We start from the raw sequence: 17,931 nt of genomic DNA, 5'->3' as shown, positions 1-17,931 counted from the left end.
TGAATCACCGATTGAAGATGTTGTTCGTTGTTTGATTGGGTATCAGGGGGCTGCCGCTACGGATCGCTGCAGTGCCTCGAGCGCTACGGAACTGCCCCTTAAGGAGGTGCTCAATGTTGTTGACAAGCTCTGCCGAGCCCAAAGCTCGCAGCACGATGACCTTCTCTAGCCCATCGGCGTCACAGAACACCACCCGGAGGCTGCGAAGTCCGAAGCACGCTTCAAGGACGCCAGCGAAGCTGTCCACTTCGAGGATCTGGTCGTGTAGGACGATGCAGGTGCCGTGCCGCCATCCACTTCCGTGGCCAACGATCAGTCGATTCGTGAGACCATCGTGTTCGCTGTCCCGCTCCACTACGAGGAACATGCGCAGCACCGGGACCCACAGAATGGCCACCGCGCCCAACAAGCAGACGAAGGCAACGCCTTCTGCCACCGCGGCCAGAAACGCCCATTCGTGCATATGTAGCGCAATGCCGACGACCGCCAGCACCAAGAACGTCAGAAGCTGTGGGGCAGCGAAGCGCGCGGTGCGCCGCGACACGATCGTTTCGGCTCGGTGCGGCGTACCCGGAACCTCCATATGGCCACCGGAGGCCGCCACTGCCAAGCCGGCGGCTACCAGGGCCAAGGCGAAGTTGTGGAGAGCTGCCAGGGGGTAGGCGTCGGGAACCCACTGGAGGGCCAACTCCACCAGGAGGTGACTGCCGACATGCAAAGGTGCAACCGAGCGCTGCAGCACTAGGCTGAGCACGGCGCAGGTTGCGAAGAAGATTCCGATGGGCAACGCAGTCCAAACCACACGACGGCGCCATACGTCCTCTTTCGGAGACTTGTACTTTGGCTCGCTATTGGGCTTGACGGCGGTGTCCTGCGGCGCCGTGGGCGTCACCCTGAACTTGTTCAGGTATTGCCCGACCGCCTCCAAGCTAGGCTCCGGGACTTGGGGAAGGGACATGTACTTCTCCTTTGCGTATCAGGTCTTGTTCAGTGCCCTACGGCGCTAGTTGGCTAGTTGTATCGTGCGCCGCGCCCAAGTCGGTTAGGCCAGAGCGGTGCTAGATGGCGCGGCTTAAGCGGTCTCAATTCAGGGCGCGGCCGCGTCGCTCCGACGCCTGTGGCCGCGTGAGGTCGTGCGGCTCACATAGCACGGCGCGTTGGCGGCGAGCCTGCTCGAGGCGGACTTCGTTGCGCATCTGATCGAGCTGCTCCTGCAAGGTTCGCCCGCCGGCCAGTTTTGCCAGGACGAGGGCGGCCTCGATGAGCATCACAGCCAAGAAGAGCGCTGCCCAAACGAGTGCCGTGCCGGGATGCTCGAGCACGAAGCCGTGCAACGCGGTCCACCGGTGCAGCAACCCTGCGTCGGCCGCCGCGTCAGGCGAGGCCCGCAGAGCCTGCACTGCCTGCTCGGCCTTGGCTTGGGCAGTGGCCAGCGCGGTTCGCGCCTCATCCAGTTCATCCCGACGCATGGAGACCTGCTCCTTCAGATGTCGGCAGACTTCGCCGCAGCCACGAGGCCCACCGCCGCGACCGGTGGCTTCGTCATCCATGGCACGCAGTGCTGCTTGCCAGGCAGTCGTTGCTTGCTCCACAGGCTCCTGACGGCCCCGCAACTCGACAGCCTGCTCTTGCTGCAGAGCAGTGACCTTCTGCTCGCGCAGGCGGGCGTCGATGTCTGCGCGGAAGATGACGACGTCGACCGCAAGCGCGCCAAGTGCCGACATCAACACCGTCAGCAGGAGGCGCGCGGTCAGGGTGGCCCAGTGCCGCGGCGAAAGGACGAGCACCAGCTCCACCAACAACACGACGTAGCCAAGCCCCGCCGCGACGCCCAACGCGGCAAGCTGCGACAGCCCGAACACGCCGGTGGCCAGCACGTAAGACGAAACGAGCCAGACCAGAACCGGCAGTTGAATTGCCAGGATGAGCACCAGCCGCCGCTGCCGCGCTGTGGGGTCGTGCAGCGGTCCCTGGGAAGAGAGCATGTTCATGATGACGCCCTCTCGGTTCAGCGCAGCCACTGCGCGTTGATGGCGCCCCGCAGCGCGCGCTGAAAGCCGGCACGGTAATCGACGACCAGCGGCTCGATCCAACCCTGGTGCTCGCCCGCCAGCTCACGCTGTTGCTTGATCGTCTCGATGTCACGGCGCCATGCGTTGGACTGAGCGCGCATGCGTTCGCAGCCCAGTGCGCTGCCCTGCTGCCCCACGGCGAGTTGCTGTAGCTCAGACTCGTCCAGCCACGCAATGCGTGCCTGCACCATGTGATCGAAGACCAGCCGAGCGCGCGCACGGATGCGCGCGCAGCCCTGATCCAGACCTTCGTGGTCGGGAACGCGCGTACCGTCCCGGAAGCCCAGGGCCTCATAGTCGGCGTCGCACAGGTCCTTGAACATCGGGTCGTCCTGCAGGGCGGCGGAAACCGGACGACGCGGAGCACTTTCGGGCTGCTCGGTGGCACGCAGCATCACGACGTTGCCGGCCTGCGGCCGCTCGGGCATGGCTGCCAGGGGCGGGTTGACAGCAGCAGCGATGGCCTTGAGGCCCTTGCTGGTGAGCCGGGTCATTAGATCAAGCATGGTGAGTACCTCGATGGTTTGTTGGAGACGTCGGCTCATTGGGTTGCCGCATCGCTATTGCACGTCGAGAACCTCCCAAACGCTTTGGGAACCACCTGATGCAAGCTGGTCAGCTTTTGACCGGCGTCCAAGAAGCATGCAGCCACCTCCACCTTCTCAACATGGGCTGCTCCTGGCCTGGCAGCAACGTCAGCAAAGACCGCCTGGCTTCCTTGCGCGGCCGTTGTCCCACCCTACCGGTCACCCCTCAGGCGAGATTCACGACGGGCAAGAGGGCCACCTTGTCGTCGTGGCCCGCAGCGGCACGGGCAAAAATCGCTCATGCGTAATGCCGTGGCTGCTTACTCATGACGGCGCGGCGCTTGTCGTTGACATAAAGGGCGAGAACGCGCTGGTATGCGCACGCCACCGGCGCGAACTTGGCCAACAGGTCCACGTGTTCAACCCTTTTGGACTGCAGGCCATGGCGTTTGCTGAACGAGGCTTCACGCCCGCGCGCTGCAATCCCATCGACGAACTGGACCCGGAGCACGAGGACTTCGCCGACGACTGCATGACTCTTGCTGAGGACCTCGCCGGCCCGGCGCCGCCCAACCTACCAGATCCGTTCTGGCGCTCCGGCGCCCTGGGTCTCATCGCTGCGGCCATCGCCTGGGTCGCCTGGGCTGCTCGCTATGTGGCCGGAGTCCCTCCCGAAGACCGCAGCCTGGGTGGTGTATGGCGCCTGCTGTGCGCGCACGATCTGACCTACCGACTTGCAGTCATCCTGGACACCCACGCGCAACACGCCCGCTTCACGCCCTACATCCATGAGGAGTTCGGCAACCTCCTCGAGGCCGAGGAGAAGGTGCGCATGTCCATTCGTAGCGAGGCCCTTAGCTTGATGCGCGTTTTCAGCAGCCCTCGCATCCAGCAGGCCACTTCGGCGAGTGACTTCAAGATCGCCACGCTGTCCGACCCAGAGGCTCGGGACTCGATCTTCGTTGTGATGCCCGCCGAGCGCCTAGCTAGCCACGCCGCGGTGCTGCGTGTGCTTCTTGGCCGCGCACTGATGGCAATCGCCCGGCGCCAGACGCGCCCCACGCAACCCACCCTCATCGTTCTAGACGAACTGGCGCAGATCGGTCCCCTACCAGCCGTGAAGGTAGCCGTGACCCTGCTGCGCGGCTTCGGTGCGAAGGTTGCAATCTGCTTGCAGAGCGTCGCCCAGCTGCGCGGCATGTGGCCCACCGACTACGCCACCATCTTGGAGAACTCAGCGCTCCTCAACTTCGGCAACGCGTCTGAAGCGGCCGCTCACGAAGTGGCTCAGCAACTGGGTGATATCGACGCGACAAAGCTCTTCGCGCTTGGCGACGAAGAGATGGCGGTCCACCTTCCCGGTCATCGAACCTTTGTCGCCCGCAAGTTGGACTACCTCAGCGACGCCTTGTTCAAGGGTCGCTTCGATCCTAGCCCCTACTACACAGCGCGTCGCCGCTGACCCGCCCTTGCAAGTGCGGTTGCGCCATTGGAAGATGAGCGCATACGACAAGATGGCAAGAGGGGCTGATGGCAAGGGTTGCGATCGTGGAACTCAGGGAGAAGGTCGAGTTGCTCAAGAAGCATCCGGATCTGATGGCGTCCAATCGGGACACAAGCAAGCAACCAGATGACCCCGAGATATGCGCATGGATCCAGAAACGCGCAGCTGCGCCCAGCGCCCTCCATCCTTCTGACCTGAGCAGGTGCAAAAGTTTGCAAGAACTGCCTGCAGAGCATGCGCGCTCGTTTCTGATCGCCTTCTTCAGTCCTATGAATAGGCCGGCAGACCTCGACCCAAAGGCAGACCTGGGACAACGCTGGCTGGACGCTCTCAAGGAGTCCGCTGACGCCTTTGGCGCGGTGCTTCGTCTGCGTGGGGGCCGTTGCGGTGGCCTCGCAGAAGGCGCGCGTTGGGACGAGTTCTTCAACCCCAAAAGGCACCGGGCCGACGAAGTTGGGCAGGACAGGATCGAGCTTATTCGCTTGAGGCACCAGCGCCCGCGTGCGTCCAAAGGGGATGATCGACTGTTGCCGCCGGGTGCACCCCACCCGTTTCCGGAATCGGCTGACCCAGACGAAATAGTTTATGAGGGTGATCAGATCGCCTTTCGCATTTCGCTGCAGCAGGTGCTGAAGGGGAATAGCCGCTTCTGCCATTTCATGGCAGTGCAGGAGGTCGAAGATGCGGGGAAGCGAAAATTCCTGCCGCTGGTGCCGTATCCGGCTCCCTACGGCCAAATGATGCCGGCGACCCATCTGCCGGCGAGCTGCGTCAGCATCCCTGCCGACCCCACCCTTCATGCGCTCACGGTGCCCCCCAAAATGGGCCGACAGCGGCGCGTGATAGTCATCGTCTCAGCTTCCCCTATCGATTTGGAGGGCATGCCCAAAGACGCGTCTGACAATGCCGAGCTCCAGGACAGCTTCATGGATCTCCTGGCCGCGCGCCTTTCCAAGCCGGGCATGATTTTTTCGCTGATGCGCTTCGAGTACCAAGTGTGGCCCAAGAGACGGTGAGTTCCGCGATGGGGCCGCCTCCTGGCAGCCTGCGCTGGTTTCGCCATTTGCTTTTCGAATCGCTCGACTTCGAGGCCAATCTTCGGCCTGCAGAACTCGCACTGATCTCACGCTTGACGCCCTGGCAAGCCCGCTGGGCGCGCTGGCTGTTCTCGCCAGTGAAGAACCGGGACCGCTGGTGGGCCAGATGGTGGTTCACGGCGAAAAGCATTCCCTTCGTGTTCGCAATACCGGCATTGAGCAAGACAGTCGACCAGGGCTACCCGCCAGAGGCCCTGGCTATGTCAAGCCTTCGCCACCGCTGCTTGGCGCAAGGTGGCAGCCGCCCACCGCCAGCAGCCCTGGCGACGACAGCTTTCATCTTTACAGAGATGGGCCATCACGAGACGGCTAGATCGCTCTTCAAGCGTCTGCTTGAGCCGAGCGGCGGAGGTCGCTTCCTACGCTGGCTGGCGTTCCGACAGGTTGCAACTATTCCTGGCAGCCTGGTGTCCCAGGGTGAGTTAGTTGCCGCGCACGCGTTTCAGACCTGGGTGCATGAGCAATCGAAGGACCGGTACGGATGCAATCACCTGTATTCGCTGCACGCATTGCACGAACTGGCCGAGCTGAGCATTCAGATGGGCCAGTGGGAGGCCGGGCTCAAGCTGCTGCGCCAAGAACTGGATCTGCGCTCCGCGAACGGCTGCTCGCGCAGCATCGAGGCATTGCGGGCACACGCTTCCATGGCCAAGACGTTGCGCGACTCGGGCAACCCGGACGCCGCCTTGGATCACGCCGAGTTCGTTCTGGAGACGTTGCGCAAGCGGCGCAAAACTCGCCCCGATGAGAGAGAGATTCGCGCGTGTGTCCAAATGCTGCTGACGCGAATCCGTGCCGGCCGTGTGGACGAGTCCACCCAGGCGCAGTGGGAGCAACTCAGCGTGGACCGCGACCGGGCCAAGCTGAACGGATACGCAGGCATTGCCACCAGCCTCCTTCCGCTAAGTCTTGAACTCAATGCCCGTGCCGTGAGGCTCGGCGGCACTGAGCCAGCGTACCGGTTGATCGATGCGCTTCTTAGTAGGCCAAACGTCATCAGCGGAGACGCCGATTTGGTCTCAGCCTTGTTGAGCAGCGCTTCTGCGATCAGGGATGTTGGCGAGGTGTCCCGGGCGCAGAACATTGAACTGCAGGTGCTGGAGGCGCTCTCCGCACCGACCGAGCGGATCGCGACCTATGTCCACCACGGATGGTTCATGTCCAGCCGTTTGGGCCGCGCGCTCTTTAAGAAAATGCGGGATTACGAACGCAATGTCTTCTCCAGCCGGCACTCACTCGAGGTCGTTTGCGATCAAGTTCCGGTGTTGCGGCGCCTTCAGTTTGGTCAACACATCATCTCGCGCTGGTCGCAGGATTCGCAGGTGCGCCTGGAGCTACAGCGAGTTCTACCTGCCGTCCGCGCTATAACTTTGGTTGGGCTGGACGAACTCGAGCTCGAGCGCGGGGGATCACGGGGCTGGATAGCAGAAGGCTTCCGCTCTTTCCACGAAGCTTGGGTCTCGCTGTGCGAGCGTTGCTGGCACGAAGAAGTACTGTCGGGAATCGCACCCCTTCATGGCATGGAAACGTGGATCTATTGCGTCGGGCCAGGCCTAGCCGCCGGTGCAGATGAGATACCTCAGGCCCGCGATGACTATGTCGAAGCTCGACGCCAAATGACGGCAGTCCGAATGCGCGTTGACGACGACTCGGCGGGCCCTCCTCCTCTGTCCGTTCTGAAAGACCTTGACCCGGCTGACCTTGGTACGCCTCACGAGGTCTTCCGTGCTGCGCGTGGCGCGCTGGCAATGGAGGATCGTGCTTTTGCAGCCATGCAGTGGTTGCAGGCGATGACGCCACAGCAGTTGGTCGCCGCAGCTGGCCCGAGTTGCATCGTGCTGCTAGACGTGATTAACGGCACCATACGGGCCAATGTGCTGCGCGCGAAACAAGCGCTCCAGACCATTTCACTCGGGGCCCTGGAGACCTTGCGGGCTGATATGGCCGTCTCCACAGTCGGCTATCGCGAGGCGCAAGCGGGGCTGCGCGATGTGATCTACGCAACTCGCCTGACGCCTTCGGCTCTAGCGTCCGTTGAAGCCGAACTCGAGCCCGAGGAGGCAATTGAGGCCTTGCGCGGCCACATAAGAACCACGATCTGGTCACCGCTTGTACAAGCGCTCGGAGCAGCGGTCAATGTGGACCTGGTGACCGGGACCGGTCTGCACGCGCTGCCGTTGGCGCTTGGCAAGCCACAGGGTTGGAAGGTCCGCCACTTCTGTGGGCTTGCGGCATACGTGCGTTTGCGCATGCCGCAAGACGTTGGGGCGCCAGTGCAGCCCTGGCTGCCGAGCCAAATTTCTATCTTCACCGACGAGGCTGAGGCCGGCGGAAGGCCCATTCCATTCGTCAACGTGGAGGCGAGCATCGTAGGCAAGTTGTTCGCCGAAGCACGCCGCGAGCACGCCTCAGTCCGAGCCGCCCGCCATTTGGGTACTCCTTCTACGGAACTGCGTCCTTGCCTTCAAATCGCGACGCATGGCACGGTGATGGAGACGCGCAGTGGTGGCACGACAAGTCAGCACGGCGCATTGCGGATTGACGATGCTGCTGGACAGATTCTCGACGCCGCGGCTGTGATGGCTCTTAGCGGTGACATCCGTGAAGTGTTCATTTCGGCGTGCGTCGCCGGCATGGTAGGCAGCTCTGAAACGGGCGATCCGCTGGGCGTAGTCAGCTCCTTGCAACTTAAAGGAGCTCAGACGGTCGTCGCCTGCTTGGCTCCTGTTTCCGATTTCTGGATGCCTCTGCTTGTGGGTGGCTACTGGGCATTGCGCCTGGAAGGAACAGACCCGCAATCGGCGCTAACGATCGCCAAGCTGCAGCTTGTGGAGCGCGACTGGCCCGAAGGATTCAGGCAGGTTGCGAAAGAGGCCTACAGAGAGGGGATGCAGGCCATCCTCGCTGACACCGCTGCGAAGACCGTCGAGAAGCGCAAAGGGTTAGAAAGACTACTTGCTGGATGGCCAACCTCTTCGGAATTTAGATCTCGCTGGTTCGAAAGCGATGAACTGGCCGATCCGGGAAATTCGAACAAAGAATCCCTAGATCCCATGGATGCTGGATTTCAAGCAAGCGTCATCAAGGACGTGCTTGAGCAGATCTTTGACAACCGAGAGGAGCCCTGGCAGGCGACCGCTCGGAAGGCGATAGAACACCTCAACGCGTATACGGTCTGCTACGGCTAAACCTTAAGTGACTGGGCCCACAGTCAACCTATAGTAACCTCGCCCCGGAGTCTGCCGATGCGAGTGAGAACATCAGCTGGGCATCATCGTTCTTGATGGCAAGCTCGTTGAAGCGTTGCTCCAGCGTCCGGAGTTTGTACTGAACAACTTTATCGCTCCGTATCAATCCAATGAGTTCGTCAGGCGCATTGCCTGCCACCAGCTCGCACAGCTCCCTGGATATGTTCTGCTTCAGCATCACCACTTGATTTGACGCGGACGGCTCGGCGAGCAAGTCAAGGTAGCTCGAAATAATGCCGAGGCGTTTGACAAATTCAACTCGTGCGTCGCTAAATTTCGCCGCTTCATTCTCAAGAACCAGCGTTCTATCTTGTGCTTCGTAGGCTTTCAGACGAAGTCGTTCTGCGCGCGCAACTGACGCAGTCTGCAAGCCGCTGGCGAGCCACCTGCCGCCACCTCGCGTCAATGAAACGAGAATGAAGGCCAATGGGGTAGCAAGCATGACGCGCCCCATACTGTTCTCAAAGGCGGTCTGGACTTCATCAGTTTCGCGTCGAAAACGTCTACCGCATTCTGTGAAAACGCTATCGAAACCTTTTTCGACGGTTGTTCCGATTTTGTTCCACCAGCGATCGCCTGAAGGAACAGGTTCGGGGCATGCCTCGATTCTGGCCAATGCGGCAATTCGTATATCGTCGTAGTGGGATTGCCAACAAGTAATCCAAATGAGGACGATGCCCAGCCCGATCCAGAATGTTGGCCAAGGAGATGGAGTCGAATTATTGGGATACATAGCGGACTGACTCATAACCGCCACCCATAACGTACGAAACTTGTTGCAGAAGTGCCGCATCGTTGCCGCCTAGATAGGCGATCGCTTGGCACATGCGTTCGTAGATCAGCTTCGCATCGGCTCGGATCTCTCCGAGCTTGGTATCGACTTCCGTGAGTCTCGAGCTCAATTCGAGTCGTTCTATCGGATCGCGACTCTCCAAAAGCCTCTCGCCGAACCGCCTCTGCTGGTCCAGATAGTGTTGGGCTTGGTCGGCATATTGCTTAAGCACTTCCGTGCATTGATGCTCAACGGCATCGACACGTCGCACGACAATCGCCTCAATCAAATCGCGGACAACACCGGCGCGCAGCTTCGCGATGCCATGCAGATGCGCAAGCGCTTCAGCCTGGTAGCGCGCCTTGGCTGCCATTGCCAAAGCCTGGACCAGCACCTGAGCGGGCACGATAGGTGACATGCTGAACTCCCCCAGCTTTGTTTGAATCGATCCAGCCGCGTAGTGCCTGCAGCCAACGCAACCCGGCGATGCACCGGTCTGCGCGGTCTCTCACGATGGACGTCGATGAGGAGGCTTGTGCCAGATGCCTACCGGGAGGTCAAGCCTCCAATGCGGGGTGCCTGATTGCCCAAACGACCGGCATCGGCAGTGTTCTACGGCTGTGCGCGAGCCAGGTCACGGACCACACCCGGTTGGGTCACTACGTGGCCCCGCTGGCCAAAGTCGGCCGTTCGCGCGATAGGTTGAAAGCGAGGCCGGCGGTCCGTGCCAAGGATGGGCATGGAGGAATAAGTTGGCGACGCGATCGCGCGAAGCGCCGGCAGTCTTAGCCCCCCCCCCCTCCGCACTCGCGGGGGAGGGCGGCTTCAATTTGACTCCCGCCCTTCTCAGGAAACCTCGTCTTGATATATAAGCGTGACACTGCTCAACGCGACGAACGCTCACCGGGCACATGCTCGCGCCCTCTTCTTTCTCCCGATCAACTGCCGTTTTCAGCAAGAGGAGTTGTCATGGATAAGTCGACGAGGGACGCGATAGCGTTCAATGCAACCGCTGCAGGCTTGGGAGCCGCAGTCGGTACTGCCACCAAGCATGCGACTACGTACCACATGGCACGAGGTCAGATGGCCGCCAACATTGGCTCAGCTGTTGGAGCCGCAGCCGCGACTGGCGCGGGCGTCGGTGGATCAGTGGCAGCCGGTGTCGGCGTGGTGACTGCTAAGGTTGCTGCGGTTGCAGCGGTTGGAGTTGCCGCGGCGCCAGTGGTCCTGGCTGCAGGAGCGATCGGAGCGATTGGCTATGGCCTCTTTAGGCTCTTTGAGGATTGATGAAGTCGCATCGGCTATAGCGCCGTGCAAGAGCGCGGACTCATCCATATTTCGAGCATCAACTGCTGGCAGCTGGAAAGCGCTCAGGCGTTAGCGCCCGGTCCGACGTGCGAGCAGGCATTCGGTCGCATAAACATCTGACCGTCCAAGTCAACCATTAGCGCCGGCCGGGTTTACCTGAAGGCCTTCATTCAGTTCTCGCCGGCTCGGCCCGCAGGCAGCGAATTTGGGCAGCACCGACGTTGCGGCCAGCATCGCCGCCACCACCAGGGCGACCATCAACTCATGGGTCTCAAAGGGTCGCGCAATCGGTCTCACCCAGACCCGCCGGGGCTTCCGCCTGCCCAGGTGGCAGTTCGCCCCGATCTTCTGGGCTGTGATCCCGAGGCCATCGAAGGCGCTGGGCACCACCGAAGGGTGGGCCCTCTTGTCGTTCCTGGAGACCCCGCTGGGCGGCCTCAACGGGAGGACGCCCAGGACGGCCATCGAGCAAGGACTAACGGATCGCGTGCTTGAACTGGCTGCGGTAGAGGGCACCTGACGCCTCCGCATCAAGCACTCGGATCCCTAGCACGCCCCGACGTTCGAACTCCTCGCACCTCGTCTCAGATGCCGCCCTCGAAATCCTTGAGCAATGCTGCTGGCAGCTGCGAATCGAAGTCGTCCGAGACGGTGAGGTGCTCCTTCAAGAATCCCAGGCGCCGACCCTGCCGTATGCAGGCCTTAAGTCTCGCCAACTTCGACGCACGACCGAGTTCTCTAGGGGCCGCGCGCGACTTTGTTCGCTTCATCTTCTTTAGCTCAAGCAAGGTCCTGAACGGATAGCGGTTCGCCGCTGGCAACCAGAATCGCTCGCGACCCACGGCCGGCATGCTGTCCCACTCGGCCAGCTCCTTGTCGGACTCCAGGGGCGGCTGCACAAAATCCGCTGGCGTCAGCGAGGGCTTGGTCATCGCTGTCGCCTCGGAATCACGCGCCAAAGCAGATCAATCTCCACGGGAGCAATGTGATCCGGGGTCAGCCCGCAATCGAACCGTTGGCCCGTCTTGTCGAGCAGCTCGATGTGGCGCCCTGCGGCGGAGCGGTGAAGCCACACCTCACGGATCTCGCGCGATGTCCAGTGACCGGACGCAGATGCCGACGCAGGCATCATGCAGATCAGCCCCGTCACGCGAGCGGCCTCCATCGACACCAGGATATCGGCTAGGTCGTACTCCCAGGCGATGCACAGGGTCTGCGTGACGCTGTGTTCAGGTTCGCCCTGGTCGCCGACTTCCATCGACAACATGAACCACGGCGCATTCAGGGTCAGCTCGACCATGCGCCAATGTTGAACGCCGGGACGCTCAAGCGTCGGAGGGATTCCTGAACATGCTTGACGACGACTGCACCTACCGGTCGAGCAGGGATTGCCGGGACGGGGCGTGCGTCATCGAGGCACTGATGGAGCAGACCCTCATCCTTCGATCCAGCGGCACCTCGCCCAGCGAAAGGCTTGTCGCCCTCAAGTGGGTTGTGCACCTCGTCGGTGACGTTCACCAGCCCCTGCACGCTGGACTCGCGGCCGACAAGGGCGGCAACGGCGTCCAACTGCGCGCGTTTGGCAAGGGCTCCAACCTGCACGCGCTCTGGGACAGTGGTCTGATCGATCACCGCCTCGACGGCATGACTGCGCATTCCGGCCTGACTGACCACCTGTGCCGGTGCTGACTGACCACAAAAGCACGTACACGCTTGTAGTGACCGGTACCAGAGCCCAGGCAGGCTGCGTGGCGCCAGGATGTGTACTTTCCCGTAGACAACCAAGCCGAGGGTCGCGGGTTTGAGACTTCGTGGCACGAAACTCGGCTGTGCAGGCGCACTACCCGCTGGTACGGTCTCAACAGCGTAGTCGAGTCGACAGCGCAAACGCCGCATGCGTCGTTTTCATGGCCGTGGCAAACCGAGCCAAGCGCCTCTTGCTCGCCGATTTCGCATCTCGTTCGTTGACCGTGGGCAACATGACCAGCCTGAAGCTGCAGTCATCGCGCCGATGGCACGTTTGCAGCGCAAGCAGCCGGTCGCGTCGATCGGGCGGGCTCACGCTGATCGTCATCAAGCCGACGTTCCGTCCCGCGGCCGGCACCGCCACGGGCGGTACTTGGTCGGAAAAGCGGGGCGCGGCGCACCGGACTGTTGCGCCAGCGCTCCGGGATCCCGGCGGCGGCGCCAATGCCGGGCTGCGCCGCAAAGGCGGGTTCCCCGTCATGGACACGCCGCGATGGGACAACTCCCTCCGCAGATGGTTCGCCCACCTTGCGCGAACCCCGCAGAAAGTCAGGCAGACAGCGCCCGCCAGGGAGATTCCATGATGTCGGGCCCGTGCTTGACATGAGACGATGTCCGACCGTTGTAGGCGGGTGTGCCGGCGATGAGCATGTCGTGGAGTCCGGTTCGATCTCGCCAGCAGTTCGCGATCAGAAGAGTCAGGGGGTGATGCGCGAATGGAACCCGACCTCATTGTCAAGTACCTGTTCAGCGAGTACACGCCCTACCTGAAGCGAATCGACGCCGTATCGAGGGACGCCTGGGGTAAGCTGATCTTTCCCGAGAACCCCGGCACGCTGGACTACAACCACTTCAACAAGCTGAAGACCCAGAGCAAGCCGACCACGCCGCTGGTCCGGGACGCTCTTCGCGACGAGCGAACCCAACGCCGGATCGCATCTGGGCTGTCTTGTCAGGACCTGTTCTCCGTTGAGAGTTTCGAACAGCTGGAAGCTGCGCTCAGGCCAAACCTGGTCGTCGAGTCCGCGGCCAGGGAGAAGCACAACGGTGCCCTAATACTGCCCGCGCCTTTCGCTGACGGTGCGAATTGCATCGGAAGCGCCGAAGAATCCGCCATCAACTCGTTGATGTTCTGGATCAACGAGCCAAGCGCGGTCACGTGCTGGACGGATGCTCCGGCCGTCGGATCGTTATTCATAGCGTATGCGCTGGGCGGTACCTACCTCCCGAACAAGGGAAAGAAGGATGTATATCTAATCTGCCCGTTCGCGGGGTATACCGACGCGGGCTACCCTGACGAGGACGACGAACTGCCCTTCGAACGATCACTGAAGGAGTTGAGAGCGCATTTCGAATTGGCGCCGGAGTCCTCGGCGGACAGGCTGTGGCGGTCCCTGGAGAGCCGCAACGCGCTCCTCGTCGTCGTCCACGCCGATCTGATGTCGGACTCCGGCGAGAGCGGTCTGAAGGCACTACTCCGGTCGGCGGCAAGCCGCGAGAAGTCTACGGCCCGTTTGCTACTCATGGGCAAGCCAGCCTATCGCGTTTCCAATTGCAGGAACTTCAATCTGCAGGTGGCCGTCAGCAAAGAAGCCGAGAGCAACGCATTCTTCGAGCGGCAATGGAAGCGGTATTGCGGTCTTCGTGGCCACGTCCCGGCAGATGAACATGGCACCAGACTCCAGCGTGCCCAGTCCTACTACACCGCAGATAAGACCCTGGCCACACGACCCGCTTCCGTACGCATGCTGGCGTTCCTGGCATCCAACTACGAGTCGTTCAGCTACTTCGATCCGACCGCCGGCTGGGCCGAGCTGGCGAACATGCCCGCAGACCTTCTCCCCGTCGACATCCGTCTGCATGTGGATGAAGTTAATGCGCAACTCCGAAGCCTTGGGAAAGACCATGTCATTCGAGCAGTCGAATGGTGCAGCACAGCACTCTACTGGCTGACGCAGAAGGCGGCTGAAGAGCTGATTCGTACCGGAAACGGCATGAAGTGGGAAACCTTCAGATCGGCGGTGAACGAGGTGCACGGTCGACTCATTACGACCGAGTCCGCAGAACCATCATCGGGCATCGAAGGCCACCGGACGAGCGAGAACTACAAGATGGATCTGGCAACTCGCGCCCTGGTCCAAGAACGCTGGATGCGCCGGGATCCTCTCGGGCGGGCCGAGGCACACTTCGTCATCGCTAAGCGTCTGTACGAGCACTGCAACGACAAGGCCTTGCTGACTGCGGAGTTTCCCTTCGAACCGCACTGGGGCCGATCGAGACTGCACTTCCTTGCCGAATGCGTGAGGCACCTGATTCGGTCCTGCGCGCCGCCGGAGCACTGCAAGTCAGACCGTCCTGGCCACAAGCTGTGGGCCGCGCTTGCGATGGAATTCCCGAAGAAGCCGACGCAGCTGGCAGGCGGGGCCTGCGGTTGCGACCCGTACGAGGTGGTCAACTTCTGCTTCGAAAAAATCTTCTGGCACGAACTGAACGGCAATCGCCAGACTGCCGACATGCTCAACCGTAAGCTGGCTCTCCAGCACGGGCTCTATCAGCTGACGGGCGAGCTGCTCGAGCTCATGAGCAAATCCCACCAGCTCGGCCGTCCCCACGATGGCCTGCACCCGGATCATCATGCGCGCTACCACCGAGAGGTGGTCTATGCACGGCTGGACCTCGGGCAACTCCAGGAGTCGCTTCACAGCTGCAATCAGCTGGTGCGTCTGTCCGGTAACGGGATGGAGACTACAACCGTCAACGTAGAGCATCACGTCGACCGCATCGTCGTGCTCACGGCCATGAATCGCCTAGAAGAAGCCGAGCGCGTGCTTGCCAGGGTCGAGGCTTTCGTGAATGGGATGAAGGTCAGGCCCGAGAAGATCGATATTCGCCTGAAAGCACGTAGGGGCCATCTGCAGTACCTACGTCGCGAATTCACATCGGCCATAGAGACCTACGAGAAGATAGCGACGGACGACCCTGCCGCGATCACGCGCGACGTGGCGCACGCCTACATCGCGACGCTCGGAGCACTGGGCACGGACGAGTACCTGCAAAGAGCGCTGACCGTCTGTCTGCAAAGCCTCTTCCATCACTCGAGTAGTGGGCAGCATCACACCGCGTTGGGTTTCCGGATTGCGTTTGCGCATCTGCTGCGCAAGACAAGGATGCTGGACGCGGCGGAAGCGACGCTCGACCAGGTGCAATACGACATCCTGAAGGAAGGATGCTCGGAGCGCACTTACCTCGCATTCCTGCTGGAGGCGGGCCGCATCGTGGCCGAGGATCCACGACGCGTCGCAAGGGCGTACGCAGCCTACCTACGGCCCTGTCTGGACCGCGCGGTGTCCCTGGGCTACGTCCGGACCGCGGAAACCGCGCTGGAAAAGGCCAGGCGTTGTCTGGAAGCCCTGCGCGACCTATTGTCATCGCTGCCGGGCGAGCCGTCGGAACACGTCAGGATGATGCTGTTCGATGCGCGCGGGTCAAAGCTCATTTCGCGCCGGCCTGTCGTCGATCCGCGCTACGCGTTCGGTTCCGCGCAGGTGGAGGCATGGCTGCCGCGCCTGTCTTCCGCCGGCGCCATTGAAAGGGAACTGGAGGAGTTGGCGTCGATGGAACGCAAGCTCGAAGGTGCCGCAGATCAACTGGAAGGCTGAGAAGCCTCCTGACCTGTGGAACCGATTGGTCTCGTCATCGGGACATCGACCGTGGCGTTCGCGGCCATCGCCATCGGCGTCGGGGTTTGAGTGACGGCCGCCCCGCGCAGGTAGTGACGCCTTAGAAGGTCCACACCTCGGGCAAAGCTGGCCATCGGCAGGGTCAATCCGAGACGCACGAAGTAGTTGCCCGAGGTGCGCTCGCTGACGCGGAAACACGACTCCGTCAGGACGCCGATACCCATTTCATGGGCCAGCAAGGCCTGGTCGATCATCTCGTCGGCCGCATGCATGCCGGGCAACGTCAGCGCCACGTTGAACCCGGCTTGCCGCTTCAGGGCTCGGGTCGCGTGCGCACCGAAGCCGGCGACGACCGTCTGATGGTTGGCTTCGATCACCATGCGCCGGTCGGACAGCTCGGCCGGATAGGCCGCGAGCACCTCGGCAAGCACCTGCGCCAGCGGCTTGGCGCTCCTTGGCGTGGGGAACTCGCGCCCCAGTCGATCCGCGATGTCGGCGGCCAAACCGGCATTGCGTCCACTGTCCTGCGGCTCATGCAGCGCCAGGACGGCAAGCCGCGACATCGCAAGGGTGAGCGTCGAGAAGACCACCGGATTGAGCCACCAGGACCGTGTCAGGTGCATGAGCAGATCCCGATTGCTTGCGTTGGCGACTATGAAGCCGGTGCGCATCCCTGCCAGGCTCTCGGACTTGGAGAAGGAATCCACGATGAAGCAAAGGCCGGCTTCCATCAGGGTGGCGGTCGCCCGGGCGAGCCCCCGCGGATCGTCCCAGGGCAGCATGCAGACCCGATCGACTAGCAGGACGGTGCCGGTGGCCAGGCACGCAGCGGCCAGCTTCGCGATGTCCGCGTCACCGTAGCGTTCACCGATTGGATTGTTCGGCGTGACCAGACACACCAATGCTGGGCGCCTGCGCTCAATGTCACTGACGACTTGCGCGATGTCCGGCAGATAGGTGGTCTGGCTCTCCACCTCCGACAAGACCTCGACGCAGGGCAATCCGAAGGTCACGCAAAGCTGCGCATAAAGAGGGAACGCCGGGCCGACGATCAGAACCTCCCGGCGCGGGGAGGCGGCGGCCCGAAACAGCAGTTCGAAGACCAGCCGCGCGCCCTCGGTCGTCCCGTTTACTAGAAGAACCTGGGGGTCGCAGGCGCCCCCGGCAAGCCTGCGTTCCACGTGTGCCAACGCATCGGTGATGGCCAGCATGCCGGCGGATCGGCCGTAGCTGCGATAGGTCAGCCCGCTGTCGAGTTCCGCGTGCAGGCACCTGACGACCGAAGGACAGGCATCCAGCCAGTTCGCGCCGGCGGACATCTGCAGGAACTCGCGCCCGGGACCTGCCTGCGCCGCAGCCTGCCCGAAGAGCTCGAATGAGCGATACATCCGCGAGAACGGCCTGGCCTCTCCCATCATGCGGCCTCTGATGCAAGGGCTAGTTGGCGATAGGCCTGCACGGCCTGGGCGAACGCGAGGAAGTCGGATGCAAAGGCTTGCAGCCTCGCCTCCAGTGCCGGGTCAGGCTTGCCGAGCGAGAGGTCGCCCTTCGTGACCATCACCGTCTTCGGATAGCAGACGGTGCCCTGCTCGAACATCATGCTGAGCATGAGGTCGCCCACCGCGAGGTGGCTGCGCAAGGATCCCGCCGACACTAGGATGCCGACCGGCATCCTGGCGAGCGACTTGCAAAACAGTTCCGTGATGGCCTTTGCAGGGCTGCTGGCGGTGTAGCAGTAGACCGGCACTGCCAGGATGACGCCGTCGGCCGCACGCAGGGAGGCATCGACCTCGCTGTATTCCTCGGGCAGCGCCGAGACACCTTTGTTGTCGACCCAGACCGGGGGCAACGACCGGATGTCGATCCAGTCGACCTCGTGCCCGACCGCCGCCAGCATGCGGCGCAGAGCCTGGGAGCCGACGCGCCCGACCGAGTCATCGCTCGCCGACAGTGAAAGCATGCAGATCTTCATTTCGT

Annotated in this window: 16 protein-coding genes; 6 read left to right on the top strand and 10 right to left on the bottom strand. The window is 62.2% G+C overall.

All coding sequences use genetic code 11. The features are described 5' to 3' along the window. Positions 1–4: 4 nt before the first annotated feature. The 3 genes from ACG04Q_RS21535 to ACG04Q_RS21525 all read right to left on the bottom strand — a co-directional run bounded on the left by ACG04Q_RS21535 (position 5) and on the right by ACG04Q_RS21525 (position 2,566). Positions 5–958 (bottom strand): hypothetical protein, encoded by a 954-nt coding sequence (locus ACG04Q_RS21535; protein ID WP_394513477.1) that lies wholly within the window; start codon positions 956–958, stop codon positions 5–7. 124 nt (positions 959–1,082) lie between these two features. After that, positions 1,083–1,991 (bottom strand): DUF4407 domain-containing protein, encoded by a 909-nt coding sequence (locus ACG04Q_RS21530; RefSeq protein ID WP_394513475.1) that lies wholly within the window; start codon positions 1,989–1,991, stop codon positions 1,083–1,085. A 17-nt stretch (positions 1,992–2,008) separates the two neighbouring features. After that, positions 2,009–2,566 carry a hypothetical protein gene (locus ACG04Q_RS21525; protein ID WP_394513739.1) on the bottom strand — a complete coding sequence of 186 codons (558 nt, stop codon included), beginning with the start codon at positions 2,564–2,566 and terminating at the stop codon, positions 2,009–2,011. Here ACG04Q_RS21525 and ACG04Q_RS21520 point away from each other — a divergent pair. From ACG04Q_RS21520 to ACG04Q_RS21510, 3 genes are all read left to right on the top strand, one after another. Next, positions 2,499–4,061 (top strand): type IV secretory system conjugative DNA transfer family protein, encoded by a 1,563-nt coding sequence (locus ACG04Q_RS21520; RefSeq protein WP_394513732.1) that lies wholly within the window; start codon positions 2,499–2,501, stop codon positions 4,059–4,061. The two genes, ACG04Q_RS21525 and ACG04Q_RS21520, sit on opposite strands and share 68 nt — an antisense overlap. A 68-nt stretch (positions 4,062–4,129) precedes the next feature. Further along, a complete protein-coding gene (locus ACG04Q_RS21515) occupies positions 4,130–5,119 on the top strand; it encodes a hypothetical protein (RefSeq protein ID WP_394513473.1) in 990 nt (329 codons plus the stop codon). Beyond that, positions 5,116–8,388 carry a CHAT domain-containing protein gene (locus ACG04Q_RS21510; RefSeq protein WP_394513472.1) on the top strand — a complete coding sequence of 1,091 codons (3,273 nt, stop codon included), beginning with the start codon at positions 5,116–5,118 and terminating at the stop codon, positions 8,386–8,388. The genes ACG04Q_RS21515 and ACG04Q_RS21510 overlap by 4 nt, the downstream gene beginning before the upstream one ends. 28 nt (positions 8,389–8,416) lie before the next feature. Here the strand turns inward: ACG04Q_RS21510 and ACG04Q_RS21505 are convergent, their stop codons facing one another. The 5 genes from ACG04Q_RS21505 to ACG04Q_RS21485 form a co-directional block, all read right to left on the bottom strand. Continuing rightward, positions 8,417–9,181, bottom strand: coding sequence for a hypothetical protein (locus ACG04Q_RS21505; RefSeq protein WP_394513471.1), 765 nt, complete (start codon positions 9,179–9,181; stop codon positions 8,417–8,419). Next, positions 9,168–9,638, bottom strand: a complete 471-nt coding sequence (locus ACG04Q_RS21500; RefSeq protein WP_394513470.1) for a hypothetical protein — start codon at positions 9,636–9,638, stop codon at positions 9,168–9,170. Before ACG04Q_RS21500 ends, ACG04Q_RS21505 begins: the two co-directional genes overlap by 14 nt. Before the next feature lie 1,019 nt (positions 9,639–10,657). Then, a complete protein-coding gene (locus ACG04Q_RS21495) occupies positions 10,658–10,786 on the bottom strand; it encodes a hypothetical protein (protein ID WP_394513468.1) in 129 nt (42 codons plus the stop codon). Positions 10,787–11,112: 326 nt separating this feature from the next. Next, positions 11,113–11,460 carry a hypothetical protein gene (locus ACG04Q_RS21490; RefSeq protein ID WP_394513466.1) on the bottom strand — a complete coding sequence of 116 codons (348 nt, stop codon included), beginning with the start codon at positions 11,458–11,460 and terminating at the stop codon, positions 11,113–11,115. Further along, a complete protein-coding gene (locus ACG04Q_RS21485) occupies positions 11,457–11,828 on the bottom strand; it encodes a hypothetical protein (RefSeq protein WP_394513464.1) in 372 nt (123 codons plus the stop codon). Before ACG04Q_RS21485 ends, ACG04Q_RS21490 begins: the two co-directional genes overlap by 4 nt. Positions 11,829–11,878: 50 nt before the next feature. Here ACG04Q_RS21485 and ACG04Q_RS21480 point away from each other — a divergent pair, with 50 nt between their 5' ends. From ACG04Q_RS21480 to ACG04Q_RS21470, 3 genes are all read left to right on the top strand, one after another. After that, entirely contained in the window at positions 11,879–12,217 is a 339-nt protein-coding gene (locus ACG04Q_RS21480; RefSeq protein WP_394513462.1) for a S1/P1 nuclease, read from the top strand. Between the two features lie 290 nt (positions 12,218–12,507). After that, positions 12,508–12,858, top strand: coding sequence for a hypothetical protein (locus ACG04Q_RS21475; RefSeq protein WP_394513460.1), 351 nt, complete (start codon positions 12,508–12,510; stop codon positions 12,856–12,858). A gap of 132 nt (positions 12,859–12,990) precedes the next feature. Next, positions 12,991–15,933 (top strand): hypothetical protein, encoded by a 2,943-nt coding sequence (locus tag ACG04Q_RS21470; RefSeq protein ID WP_394513458.1) that lies wholly within the window; start codon positions 12,991–12,993, stop codon positions 15,931–15,933. Here ACG04Q_RS21470 and ACG04Q_RS21465 read toward each other — a convergent pair. Both ACG04Q_RS21465 and ACG04Q_RS21460 read right to left on the bottom strand, forming a co-directional pair. Continuing rightward, positions 15,918–17,372 (bottom strand): pyridoxal phosphate-dependent aminotransferase, encoded by a 1,455-nt coding sequence (locus tag ACG04Q_RS21465; protein ID WP_394513457.1) that lies wholly within the window; start codon positions 17,370–17,372, stop codon positions 15,918–15,920. The genes ACG04Q_RS21470 and ACG04Q_RS21465 overlap by 16 nt on opposite strands. Then, positions 17,369–17,926: an NADPH-dependent FMN reductase gene (locus tag ACG04Q_RS21460; protein ID WP_394513455.1), complete on the bottom strand. Its 558-nt coding sequence runs from the start codon at positions 17,924–17,926 to the stop codon at positions 17,369–17,371. The genes ACG04Q_RS21465 and ACG04Q_RS21460 overlap by 4 nt, the downstream gene beginning before the upstream one ends. Positions 17,927–17,931: the final 5 nt, after the last annotated feature.

The sequence above is a fragment of the Pelomonas lactea genome (assembly GCF_043555885.1).
Taxonomy (GTDB): Bacteria; Pseudomonadota; Gammaproteobacteria; order Burkholderiales; family Burkholderiaceae_C; genus Pelomonas; species Pelomonas lactea.
Note: the sequence above shows the minus strand (reverse complement) of the source record. Positions and strands in the feature narration are given on the sequence as shown.